Here is a 10139-nt window from a genome sequence, read left to right on the forward strand (position 1 = left end):
CCGCGACCTCCCGCGGTCACCCGAGGAGCCGGGGGAGCGGAAGGGCGCTCCTTTTCACAGAGCCGCATCGGGGGCGAGCTTCGCCGTACGGGACCTGAGGAGGAATCCGGCAACGGCGGCGGTGAAGAACATCAGCACGCCGTAGGTGGCGGCGGGGATGGCCATCTGGGTGTCACCCAGCAGCGTGAGCGCGACCGCGATGGACAGCGTGGCGTTGTGGATGCCGATCTCCATGCAGGAGGCGATGGCCTGGCCGCGCTCGATCCCGGCCAGGCGCGGCACCCAGTAGCCGATGGCCAGGCTGAGCACGCTGAACACCAGCGTGATCGCGCCGACCGAGCGGATGTAGCCGCCGAGGTTGTCCAGCTCCTGCAGCAGGGCGCCGACGATCACCAGGACCAGGATGACGGCGGAGGCGATCTTCACAGGCGTGTTCATCCAGTCGGCGAACCGCGGCCGCCACGCCCGGATCGCCATGCCGATCGCGACGGGGATGAGCACGATCGCGACCACCTGGACGGTCTTGTCGAACTGCAGGCCCAGCCCGGCCGAGTCGGCGGCGAAGTAGCTCAGCGACAGGTTGGTGACCAGCGGCAGCGTGACGACGGCCAGCACGGAGTTGATCGCGGTGAGCGTCACGTTGAGCGCGACGTCGCCGCCGAACAGGTGGCTGTAGAGATTGGCCGTGGTCCCGCCGGGGGAGGCGGCCAGGAGCATCATGCCCACGGCGAGCGCGGGCGGTAGGCCGAAGGCGAGCACCAGGCCGAAGCAGATCGCGGGCAGCACCAGGATCTGGCAGGCGAGCGCGACCACGGTGGCCTTGGGGTAGGCGACGACCCGGCGGAAGTCGGCGATCGTCAGGCCCAGGCCGAGGCCGAACATGATGACCGCGAGGGCGATGGGCAGGAAGACACCGGCAAGAGCCATGGGGGGTGTGTCCTCTTTCTTCTTTCCTCGGATGGGGGTCGGAGGGCGGGCGGGGTCAGCGTGGAGGGGTTCGGTCGTCACGGACGACGCCGGCGCGGCGCCCGCGATGCCGCAGGAGCCCGGAGAGGGCGACGGCGCCCAATCCCGCGACGGTACGGACAAGAGCACGGCGCTGCATGGTGGGTCCAATGATCACGTACATTTCGCGATCACGCCAGGAAGGAGCCCCGGCCTTCTCCGGTTCCCGGGATCGCCGTCACATCCGGTCCATCCGGAGGCGCGGTGCCGACGGACGGTCGAGCCGTTCATCGCCTCGGCGTACACCGAGTGCCGATTCGTCCAAGCCGCGCGACGATGGCGGCCGACACCGGGTACGGCGAGCTGGCGGAGGCCTGCGGCTGGTCGGCGCTGAGCCGGGTGGCCGACGTCGGCGGCGGTACCGGAGCGCTGCTGGCCGAGCTGCTGTCGCGCCACGAGGGCCTGCGCGGCGTGCTGATCGACCTACCGGACACCGCGTCACGCGCGCAGCGGTACCTGGCCGGACGCGGGCTGGCGGACCGGTGCGAGACGGTCGGGCGGAGTTTCTTCGACGAGCTGCCCGGCGGCGCCGACGTGTACGTGCTCAACCGCGTGCTGCACGACTGGGCCGACGCCGAGGCGACCGCCATCCTGCGCCGCTGCGCCGGCGCGGCGGGCCGGCGCGGCCGGGTGCTGATCCTTGAGTCACCGATCGTCACGGGGGACGATCCGGCCATGTTCGCGGAGATGAACCTGCGGATGCTGGTCCTTGCCGGTGGCCGGGAACGGACCGTCGACGACTACCGGGCGCTGGCCGCGGCCGCCGGACTGCGGGTCGCCGCCGTGCGCGACATCACGGCGCGGCACACCGTCGTCGAGTGCGTCCCGGCCGCCGTCGGCACCTGACGGTCCTTTTCCCGCCGGGCCGCGGCGCGTACCCGGTGCGTGTCCCGGCGGGCACCTCGGGAGGGAAGGACGGCGTGCGCGCGGCGAGGTCTCACGCGGAGGTCTCCTTCAGGTCGAGGACGAACGCGAACGGGTCGGGGTATCCGGCCCAGATGTCGGAGCCGGCCAGGGTCTCGTCCTCGGTGAGCAGGCAGGAGTCCAGCAGCGACAGGATGCGGTCGCGGTCCAGGTCGGGGCCGGTGAAGGCGAGGTGCTGGACGCGGTCGCCGAGCTGGGGGGTCCAGTCGAGGGTGGCGGCCATGCGGCGGGCGGGGCTCTCCATCTCCCAGGCGGCCTCGGGCAGGGTGACCAGCCAGGGACCGGCGTCCTCGACGCTGACGACGCCCGCCACGGCGTCCCAGGCGAGCAGGCGTTCGTGCCGGTTGGCCAGCCAGAACCGGCCGCGGCTGCGGACGGTCTCGGTGACCAGCTCGTCGACGGCGTCGAACAGCCGCTGGGGGTGCAGGGGACGCAGCCGGTGCCAGACCACGGTGGAGATCTCCCCGGTCCGCGCGTCACAGGGCAGCTGGGCGGTCGCCGGGTCGACGCGGGCCCCGAGCATCTCCACGTCGATCCCCGCACCGGTGACGGCGGGCAGCGCGAGGTCAGGGGGGCCGGCCGGGGTGGTGGGGGCGAGGTGGCCGAGCACGGCCAGGGCCAGCTCGACGTCCTCCTCGTCCGCGCCGGACACGACGAGGGCGGTGGCGTACTCGATCTGGCGGGTGAGCACCCCGGCCAGGTGGCGCTCGTCGCCGGCCGCCGCGTGTTTGCCGTGCGCGGCCAGGGTGTCGCCACAGCAGACGTCCTCGGTCGTGCGTGCCGCGTCCAGCGCGGTCAGCACCCCGGTCAGGCGCAGGCGGTGCACGGTGTCCTCGTGCCAGGCGAGGGCCTCGGCCACGGTCCTGGGCTCGACCGAGTCCCACAGCTCCACGATGAGCAGCGGCGCCGAGTCCGCCCGCGACAGCAGGACGGGAACGAGGTCCTCGCGCACGGTGCAGGTGACGCAGCCGTGCGCGAGGCGCACCTCCCGCAGATCCAGCGTCCCCGACGCGTCGCGCACGACGCGTTCCACGCGCCCGGTGCTCACCTGCCGCAGGTCGTGGTGGATCGCCACCGATCCGGGATGATCGGCGAGCAGGCGGTCCACCAGGGCCGAGCGCGGTTCGGGATGCAGTCCTGAGACGATGACGACGGGGACGGACATGACGGCTCCTCTCGTGGTATGGGGTTCACCGCGCGGGTTCACGGTGGTGGCTCCGGGGTGCGGGCCGGTTCTCGGGGTGGTTCCCGGAAGGCGGTTCTCAGGGGGTGAGGAGGCCGCGCCGGTAGGCGGGGACGAGCCGGCGCGGCACCAGCAGCTCGCGCCCGTCGACGGTGACCGGGACGAGGTCGGGTGCGGTGGCCTTCCACTGCGAGCGCCGGTGGCGGGTGTTGCTTCGGGAGGTCCTGCGTTTGGGGACTGCCATGTCGTGGTGCTCCTACCAGCTGGATTTGGTGACGCCGGGCAGCTCGCCGCGGTGGGCCAGCTCGCGGAAGCGGATCCGGGAGAGCCCGAACCTGCGCAGGTGTCCGCGGGGGCGGCCGTCGGTGGCGTCGCGGTTGCGCACGCGGATGGCGCCGGCGTCGCGCGGCTGGCGGCTCAGCTCGCGGACGGCCCGGGCCCGCTCGCCGGGGGAGCCGGTACGGATGATCTCCTTGAGCTCGGCCCGGCGCTCCGCGTAACGGATGACGACGAGTTTGCGCCGCTCGTTGGCCGCGATCTTGCTTTTCTTCGCCATCAGACGCGTTCTCCCCGGGCGCGGATGCGGGCCACGGCGGCCTCGATGCCGATCTTGTCGATGGTCTTGACGGCCCTGGCGCTGAGCGTCAGCCGTACGAAGCGGCCCTCGGCGGGCAGCCAGTAGCGGCGGGGCTGGATGTTGGGACTCCATCGGCGGCGGGTGCGCCGGTGGGAGTGGGAGACGTTGTTGCCGAAGACCGGTTTGACGCCGGTGAGCTGGCAGTGGGCGGACATGCGGTTTCCTTCCTGGGAGCGGAACGCCACGGGGTGGCGGCCGGGGTGGGCGTCTTCTCTCGTTGCTTCAGCGGTCCTCCCGGAACAGCACGTGCCGGCGGATGACCGGGTCGTATTTGCGCAGGCTGAGCCGGTCGGGGTCGTTGCGGCGGTTCTTGCGGGTCACGTAGGTGTAGCCGGTGCCCGCGGTGGATCGCAGCTTGATCACCGGTCGTACGTCGTTTCTGGCCAAGCGTCTTCACTCCTGGGAGGGGGACGGGTGAGCCAATGATAGCGATAATCGTTTTCATTTGCGAAACGAGGGGGGTGGTGTCCGCTGTCGCGTCGGATTCGTTCGATCGCGTCGCCGGCCTTCAGGTGCCGGCGCGGACGCGTTTTGGGCTCTCGCCCCGTTCCCATGGGTTCATCCCCGGATGGCCGGTCGCGAGCAGTGCTCCGGAGCGCCGGCCTCTCATGGTGTACCGCCGCGTGCCGCCGCCGGTCACCTCCCGAGGCGGCATGCGGTCGCCGCCCGGCGGCCTCGTGCGCCGGGCGGCGACCGCATGCCGCCGGGCGTTACGCCTTGGCCTCCTGCTGGATCCGCACCATGTTGCCCGACGGGTCGCGGAAGGCGCAGTCGCGCGGCCCCCAGGGCTGATCGATGGGCTCCTGCAGCACCTCGGCGCCCGATGCCCGTACCCGCTCGAAGGTCGCGTCGAGATCGTCGGTGTTGAAGACGGTCATCGGTAGGACGCCCTTGGTGAGCAGTTCCTGCAGGGCGTCGCCGTCGGCCTGGGAACGGCCGGCGTGCGGTTCGGAAAGCACGATCTGGAGGTCCGGCTGGGTCGCGCTGCCGAGGGTGACCCAGCGGAATCCGCCGGAGGCGACGTCGTTGCGCGTTTCGAGGCCGAGCGCGTCGCGGTAGAAGGCGAGCGATTCGTCCAGGTCGTTGACGGTGATCTGGCAGTACTGGAGTGCGATGGTCATGCCGCCAACGTTAGGCGGCGGCCGCTTGACCCGCTTCTTCGATCCTGCTCGGAAGAATTCTCGTCGGGCGGGTGTGCACCTTCGCCACGCAGGCGGGCATCGCCGCCACGGCGCTGTGCTCCCGGCCGCGGTACGTGCTCGGCGTCTCCCCGACGATCTCGGTGAACCGCGAGCTGAACGAGCCGAGCGAGGTACAGCCGACCGCCATGCACGCGTCGGTCACGTTCATCCCCCCGCGCAGCAGCGCCATCGCCCGCTCGATCCGGCGGGTCATGAGGTAGCTGTACGGCGTCTCGCCATAGGCCGCCCGGAAGCGTCGCGAGAAGTGCCCCGGCGACATGAGCGCGCGGCGGGCCATCGTCGGCACGTCGAGCGGCCGGGCGTACTCCCGGTCGATCAGATCCCGGGCTCGGCGCAGGTGGGCGAGGTTGGCGAGGTCTTCCGGGGTCATGGAACGACCCTACACCGGCCTGCCGAAGGTGACGGGGCTTGCCGATGGCGGCCGGCGAGGCCGACGCCTCGTTATAAATCTACATTGTAAAGGCGTCGGGCAGTTTTAAGATCAACAAAAGCATGATGGACTGAAGGCGCCCACCAAAAGACAGGGGGCCTCCGGGGTTCGGTGTGATCATGGACGTAGATCGTTGAAAGCGGTAGCGTCGGCCGTGTAGCCAGGTGACAGGAGCCTCTGGATGTCCTCGAAAACGGTCAGGCCACCCCGTGCCCCGTCCCGGCCGGACGTTCGCCCGTCCGGCCGGGCGCGTTACGTCGTGGCCGTTCTCGCCGCCGTCGCGATAGCCGGGCCGGTGGGCTATCTCCTCGGTAGCCCTGACGCCTCCCAGGTCGCCGTCGCCGACATGCGGGAGGCGGAGGCGAAGCGGGACGTCCAGCAGATCGGTGAGCTGACCTCCACGGCGCGGGTGACCGCCGGTGAGCTGAACGGGGTGTTGTCCGGGCTCGCCGAGGTGCTTCCCCGGGATGGAAAGCCCGGTGCGCGGTCGGCGGAGTCGGCGGAGGTCGACGGGTGGCGGAGCGTTCTGCGGCGGGCCGTCGACAGGCATGCGGAGACTCCTTCTGGAACGACCGCGACCAACGTGGCTCGTGCGGGATTCCGTAGCGCGGTGGACGTCATGGCGGTCGCGGTCGACTCGTACGCGTCCGGCCGGGGGCTTCCTGCGGACCTGCGGCAGCCTTTCCTCGACCTGGCGGCCCGTCAACGGTCCGCGGCCGTCGCGACGTGGTCTGTCGCGGCGACACAGCTCGACCAGATCAATGTCGATGCCGGCCACGGTCACCAGCACGTCTACCTGACGAGCGCTCCGGGAGAGGGGGGCATGTCCGCGGACAGCGTTCCGGAGGGCAGTCACGGTTAGTTCTCCTCGGGGCCGGCGGCGGCCGGGGTCCGGGTCCTGTGCGGCGGTTCCGGGCCGGTGGGGGAGTCCTGGGTGGTGAGGTGTGGGTGTGCGCCGCCGGCCGTCGGCCGGTCGGTGCTAACCGTTGTGGTCTTCCTGTTCCTTCCGGTGCGTCGCCGCGGGTTCGGCCGTTGTCGGGAGGGCTGCGGCGATGCAGTTGAGGACGCGTTCCAGTCCGTACCGGAACTGGTCGTCGCGGCTCAGGTGCGGCTGGCGCGCCTCCATCACGATCTTGGTGAAGATCGGGTATTCCCCGCTTTTCACCAGGCGGTCGATGTACGGGTAGCTCCGTGCCATCCATTCTGATTCGCTGAGCCCGCTGCGGCGGATTTCCTTGGCCGAGCTGATCTCCTCGCGGACGGTGCCTTCGATGTAGCTGTTCAGCATGGCGATGAGGCTGAGGTTCTCGTCGATGGAGACGAAGGTGTCGAGCACTCCCATCAGTCGTTCGATCAGGAGTAGCTGGTTGGGGCCGAAGCTGGGGAGTGATCGCTGTACGGTGGCGATCCACGGGTGTCTCAGCCACATCGTCCGCAGTTCGTCGGCGTAGCGTGTCAGGTCCGCGCGCCAGTCGTCGGAGGGTAGTCCCGCGACGTCGATCTCGCCCATGAGCCGGTCGGCCATGAGTGCGATGAGGTCGTCGCGGCTTGGGACGTAGCGGTAGAGGGACATCGCGCCCGTGCCGATCTCGGCGGCGATGCGCCGCATGGTGGCGGCCTCCAGTCCTTCGGTGTCGGCGATCCGGATGGCCGTCTCGGTGATCTGGGCGCGGCTGTAGGTCGGTTTCGGCCCGCGGGCGGGGCGTTCGGGCCGCATCCAGATGTTCGTGTACTCGGCGTCGGTCACCGTTTCACCCCCTACTTGCGTACATAGTACCCAGTAACTTAGCCTGGCCGCCTTGACCGCGTACAACGTACCCAGTGGAGGAATCATGGTGGATCCGGTCGTCTTCGCCGAGGGGCTGCACAAGTCCTTCGGCGATACTCGGGCGCTGCGGGGGCTGGACCTGAGCGTTCCGCGAGGAACGGTCTGCGGCGTGCTGGGGCCCAACGGCGCGGGGAAGACGACCGCGGTGCGCATCCTGGCGACCTTGTCCGATCCCGATGCCGGGCACGCCCGCGTCGCCGGATACGACGTCGTCCGCGAGGCCGGCGAGGTGCGCGCCAGGATCGGGCTCGCGGGCCAGTACGCCGCCGTGGATGAGAAGCTCACCGGCCGTGGCAACCTGCGCATGTTCGGGCGCCTGTCCCACCTGTCCCGGCGCGAGGCGTACCGGCGGGCCGACGAGCTGCTGGAGCGCTTCGGCCTGATGGACGCCGCCGATCGGCAGGTCACCGGTTACTCCGGTGGCATGCGGCGCCGCCTCGACCTGATCACCAGCCTCATTCTGCGCCCCGAGGTGCTCTTCCTGGACGAGCCGACCACTGGCCTGGACCCGCGCGGCCGCGGCGAGATCTGGGACAACGTCCGCGAGCTGGTGGCGGACGGCACTACGGTGCTGCTCACCACGCAGTACCTGGACGAGGCCGACCGGCTGGCCGACGACATCGCCGTCGTCGACCACGGGCAGGTGATCGCCACGGGCACGCCCGACGAGCTGAAGGCCACGATCGGTGACCGCCTCGACGTCGTCCTCGAAGACCCTGCCGCTCTGCGTCCGGCGGCGACCGTGCTGAGGGCCCTGGCCGGGATCGATCCCACGATGACCGGTGCCGAGCGGCTCAGTGTCGCCCTGCCGGGCGGCGGCTTCCGGTTCGCCGACATCGTGCGTGAGCTCGATCGCGCCGGGGTCGCCGCGGCCGATGTGCGGCTGCGCCGTCCCACCCTGGATGAGGTGTTCCTGCGCCTCACCGACCGGAAGGAGCTGGTCTGATGACCGGCCTTGCCTCGCCGCTGGGGCGCCGCCTGCGGTGGACGTTCACCGATGGGCTGACCTTGGTCGGCCGCGAGCTGGGACGGCTGCGACATGATCCCGGCGAGCTCGTCGCCGCGCTGGTCTTCCCGGCCGTCATGGTGGTGTTGTTCGGGTATGTCTTCGGTAGCGCGATCCAGGTGCCGGGTGGCGGTGACTACCGCGAGTACCTCATGCCCGGGTTGTTCGCGATGGTGACCTTCTCGGCGGTGATGGGGGTCATGGCACGGACGGCGGCCGACGCCTCCCGCGGTGTGATGGACCGGTTTCGCTCCATGCCGATGGCGCGTTTGGCGGTGCCGTTCGGGCAGACGGGCGCCGACTCCCTGGTCGGCTTGTTGATGCTGGCCGTCATGGTGGGGGCGGGCCTGCTGGTGGGCTGGCAGCCGCATCGCGGTTTGGTTCCCACGGTCCAGGCGTTCCTGCTGTTGATCGTGCTGCGGTACGCGCTGAGCTGGGTGGGCGTCTACGTGGGCCTGGCGGTGAGGAACGACCAGGTGGCCGACGCGATGGTGCCGCTGTTCCTGCCGTTCACGATGCTGTCGAACGCGTTCGTCCCGACCGGTGGTATGCCGGGCTGGCTGCGTTTCCTGGCCGACTGGAACCCGGTGAGCGCGCTCACCGCCGCCTCCCGGGAGTTGTTCGGCAATCCAGGTGTGCCGTCCGGGGGCTTGGGGGACACGGTTTGGCCGCTCGCGCATCCGGTGGCCGCCGTCGTGCTCTGGTCGGTCGTGCTGCTGGTGGTGTTCGTCCCGCTGTCGCTGCGTGCTTACGGGCGCAGAGGCCGGTGATGGCCTGGGCCGATGGGCCGGGCCGCCGGTCGTCACTGATCAGTGGGGACGACCGGGACGTGGTCGTGCGGCGTCTGCAGGAGGTGTACGCCGAAGGGCACCTCTCGCATGAGGAGCTGGACGAACGCCTCCACCGGGCGCTTACCGCCGGGACGTACGGAGAGCTCGGGGCGGCTCTGGTCTCGCTCCTGGAGGACGTGGGTGCCACGTCCACGATCGCCGCCGCCGGTGGGCGGATCCGGCGGCGTGGCGCGTGGCGGGTACCCCGGATCCTCAAGGTGGAGTCCGCACTCGCAAGGGTGCACCTGGACCTGTCGCGGGCGGTCATCGAGCATCCGGTGGTCGACATCGAGTTGTATCTGGGCACCGGCGGGGCCAGGATCACGGTGCCTCGCGACGCGATCGTCGACGTCGAGGGTCTGCGCAGCGGATGGAGGGGTCCGCTCTACCGGCCTCGGCGGCGTTCCCGCTCCGGCGGGCCGAGGATCCGGATCTCGGGAACCATGGGGTTGGGGCGGTTGAGGATCCGCCATGCGTGGCGTTAGCGCTGGGTGCCGGTCCGGGTCGCCGAGGTGATCGGCCGGTTGTCTCATGTCCGCTACAGCCTGCGTGGGGTCTTGTTGTTGGTGCATCGGATGGGCTGGTCGCCGCGGATGAGCGTGCACCGGGCCGTTGAGCGTGGCGAGGTGGTGGTCACCTGTGTTGTTTCGGTGTTTTCCTGTGCCGGTGGGCGGGAGCGGCGTCCTGTGATGTTCACGCGAGGGGCGTCCTGTCCGGGGCGGTGCGGGCTCCTTTCACCGTCCCGCTTCTGTCGCGCGCCGCGTGACAGGGGCGAAGGTCCCATGTGTCAGGGACATTCGAGATCGTGACCCGGCCCGTACGGCACTGTGGTCGGGCTTGGGGAATGCGGTGTGATGAGGACGTCGCAAAGACCGCGGAACACCGCGGAACACTACGGAACTACACGGAAAGGGGAGCCGTCATGGCCACCACTCACGGACACGACGTTCACACCGGGCCGGTCATGGACGCCGTTCCCGCACGGACCGTTCCTGCACACGCCGCCCCCGCGCAGGTCGCCCCCGCGCAGGTCGTCAAGCGGCCGGTCGACTACGTCTGGGCGGTCGCTCGGATCAGCCTGGGCTGGGTCTTTC

At 70.3% G+C, this 10139-nt stretch carries 15 protein-coding genes; 6 read left to right on the forward strand and 9 right to left on the reverse strand.

Going from position 1 to position 10139, the window contains the following annotated elements; genetic code table 11:
• Positions 1-54: 54 nt before the first annotated feature.
• Positions 55-927 (reverse strand): bile acid:sodium symporter family protein, encoded by an 873-nt coding sequence (locus ACTOQ2_RS35275; protein WP_440105164.1) that lies wholly within the window; start codon positions 925-927, stop codon positions 55-57.
• Between the two features lie 354 nt (positions 928-1281).
• On the opposite strand from ACTOQ2_RS35275, the gene ACTOQ2_RS35280 reads away from it, so the two are divergent.
• Complete coding sequence (locus tag ACTOQ2_RS35280) at positions 1282-1851, forward strand: methyltransferase (RefSeq protein ID WP_440105165.1); 570 nt, start codon at positions 1282-1284, stop codon at positions 1849-1851.
• Between the two features lie 91 nt (positions 1852-1942).
• On the opposite strand, the gene ACTOQ2_RS35285 is transcribed toward ACTOQ2_RS35280, so the two are convergent.
• From ACTOQ2_RS35285 to ACTOQ2_RS35315, 7 genes are all read right to left on the reverse strand, one after another.
• Positions 1943-3094 (reverse strand): CobW family GTP-binding protein, encoded by a 1152-nt coding sequence (locus tag ACTOQ2_RS35285; protein ID WP_440105166.1) that lies wholly within the window; start codon positions 3092-3094, stop codon positions 1943-1945.
• A 97-nt stretch (positions 3095-3191) separates the two neighbouring features.
• The gene (rpmF, locus tag ACTOQ2_RS35290) at positions 3192-3356 is read right to left on the reverse strand and encodes a 50S ribosomal protein L32 (protein ID WP_440072955.1); all 165 of its coding nucleotides are present in this window, start codon (positions 3354-3356) and stop codon (positions 3192-3194) included.
• Positions 3357-3368: 12 nt separating this feature from the next.
• Entirely contained in the window at positions 3369-3668 is a 300-nt protein-coding gene (rpsN, locus tag ACTOQ2_RS35295) for a 30S ribosomal protein S14 (protein WP_440105167.1), read from the reverse strand.
• Positions 3668-3904: a 50S ribosomal protein L28 gene (gene rpmB, locus ACTOQ2_RS35300; protein ID WP_440105168.1), complete on the reverse strand. Its 237-nt coding sequence runs from the start codon at positions 3902-3904 to the stop codon at positions 3668-3670. Before rpmB ends, rpsN begins: the two co-directional genes overlap by 1 nt.
• Before the next feature lie 67 nt (positions 3905-3971).
• Positions 3972-4136, reverse strand: coding sequence for a 50S ribosomal protein L33 (rpmG, locus tag ACTOQ2_RS35305; RefSeq protein WP_440072960.1), 165 nt, complete (start codon positions 4134-4136; stop codon positions 3972-3974).
• A 323-nt stretch (positions 4137-4459) separates the two neighbouring features.
• Positions 4460-4870 carry a VOC family protein gene (locus ACTOQ2_RS35310; protein ID WP_440105169.1) on the reverse strand — a complete coding sequence of 137 codons (411 nt, stop codon included), beginning with the start codon at positions 4868-4870 and terminating at the stop codon, positions 4460-4462.
• 10 nt (positions 4871-4880) lie between these two features.
• Entirely contained in the window at positions 4881-5321 is a 441-nt protein-coding gene (locus tag ACTOQ2_RS35315) for a helix-turn-helix transcriptional regulator (RefSeq protein ID WP_440105170.1), read from the reverse strand.
• 241 nt (positions 5322-5562) lie between these two features.
• Between ACTOQ2_RS35315 and ACTOQ2_RS35320 the strand changes: the two genes are divergently transcribed.
• Positions 5563-6243 (forward strand): hypothetical protein, encoded by a 681-nt coding sequence (locus tag ACTOQ2_RS35320; protein ID WP_440105171.1) that lies wholly within the window; start codon positions 5563-5565, stop codon positions 6241-6243.
• A 117-nt stretch (positions 6244-6360) separates the two neighbouring features.
• On the opposite strand, the gene ACTOQ2_RS35325 is transcribed toward ACTOQ2_RS35320, so the two are convergent.
• The gene (locus ACTOQ2_RS35325) at positions 6361-7128 is read right to left on the reverse strand and encodes a TetR/AcrR family transcriptional regulator (protein WP_440105172.1); all 768 of its coding nucleotides are present in this window, start codon (positions 7126-7128) and stop codon (positions 6361-6363) included.
• Between the two features lie 85 nt (positions 7129-7213).
• Between ACTOQ2_RS35325 and ACTOQ2_RS35330 the strand changes: the two genes are divergently transcribed.
• Genes ACTOQ2_RS35330 through ACTOQ2_RS35345 form a run of 4 tightly spaced genes read left to right on the forward strand, consistent with a single transcriptional unit; the run spans position 7214 to position 9854 of the window.
• Positions 7214-8155 (forward strand): ATP-binding cassette domain-containing protein, encoded by a 942-nt coding sequence (locus ACTOQ2_RS35330; RefSeq protein WP_440105173.1) that lies wholly within the window; start codon positions 7214-7216, stop codon positions 8153-8155.
• Entirely contained in the window at positions 8155-8985 is an 831-nt protein-coding gene (locus ACTOQ2_RS35335; protein WP_440105174.1) for an ABC transporter permease, read from the forward strand. Before ACTOQ2_RS35330 ends, ACTOQ2_RS35335 begins: the two co-directional genes overlap by 1 nt.
• Positions 8985-9530, forward strand: a complete 546-nt coding sequence (locus ACTOQ2_RS35340; RefSeq protein WP_440105175.1) for a DUF1707 SHOCT-like domain-containing protein — start codon at positions 8985-8987, stop codon at positions 9528-9530. Before ACTOQ2_RS35335 ends, ACTOQ2_RS35340 begins: the two co-directional genes overlap by 1 nt.
• 6 nt (positions 9531-9536) lie before the next feature.
• The gene (locus ACTOQ2_RS35345) at positions 9537-9854 is read left to right on the forward strand and encodes a helix-turn-helix domain-containing protein (protein WP_440105176.1); all 318 of its coding nucleotides are present in this window, start codon (positions 9537-9539) and stop codon (positions 9852-9854) included.
• Positions 9855-10139 lie beyond the last annotated feature (285 nt).

The sequence above is a fragment of the Streptosporangium sp. H16 genome (genome assembly GCF_051918855.1).
Classification (GTDB): Bacteria; Actinomycetota; Actinomycetes; order Streptosporangiales; family Streptosporangiaceae; genus Streptosporangium.

What these genes read in the sequence shown, in the direction of transcription:
- ACTOQ2_RS35275 (WP_440105164.1), bottom strand. Translation starts at nt 927, where the DNA reads ATGGCTCTTGCCGGTGTCTTCCTGCCCATCGCCCTCGCGGTCATCATG.
- ACTOQ2_RS35280 (WP_440105165.1), top strand. Translation starts at nt 1,282, where the DNA reads ATGGCGGCCGACACCGGGTACGGCGAGCTGGCGGAGGCCTGCGGCTGG.
- ACTOQ2_RS35285 (WP_440105166.1), bottom strand. Translation starts at nt 3,094, where the DNA reads ATGTCCGTCCCCGTCGTCATCGTCTCAGGACTGCATCCCGAACCGCGC.
- rpmF (WP_440072955.1), bottom strand. Translation starts at nt 3,356, where the DNA reads ATGGCAGTCCCCAAACGCAGGACCTCCCGAAGCAACACCCGCCACCGG.
- rpsN (WP_440105167.1), bottom strand. Translation starts at nt 3,668, where the DNA reads ATGGCGAAGAAAAGCAAGATCGCGGCCAACGAGCGGCGCAAACTCGTC.
- rpmB (WP_440105168.1), bottom strand. Translation starts at nt 3,904, where the DNA reads ATGTCCGCCCACTGCCAGCTCACCGGCGTCAAACCGGTCTTCGGCAAC.
- ACTOQ2_RS35310 (WP_440105169.1), bottom strand. Translation starts at nt 4,870, where the DNA reads ATGACCATCGCACTCCAGTACTGCCAGATCACCGTCAACGACCTGGAC.
- ACTOQ2_RS35315 (WP_440105170.1), bottom strand. Translation starts at nt 5,321, where the DNA reads ATGACCCCGGAAGACCTCGCCAACCTCGCCCACCTGCGCCGAGCCCGG.
- ACTOQ2_RS35320 (WP_440105171.1), top strand. Translation starts at nt 5,563, where the DNA reads ATGTCCTCGAAAACGGTCAGGCCACCCCGTGCCCCGTCCCGGCCGGAC.
- ACTOQ2_RS35330 (WP_440105173.1), top strand. Translation starts at nt 7,214, where the DNA reads ATGGTGGATCCGGTCGTCTTCGCCGAGGGGCTGCACAAGTCCTTCGGC.
- ACTOQ2_RS35335 (WP_440105174.1), top strand. Translation starts at nt 8,155, where the DNA reads ATGACCGGCCTTGCCTCGCCGCTGGGGCGCCGCCTGCGGTGGACGTTC.
- ACTOQ2_RS35340 (WP_440105175.1), top strand. Translation starts at nt 8,985, where the DNA reads ATGGCCTGGGCCGATGGGCCGGGCCGCCGGTCGTCACTGATCAGTGGG.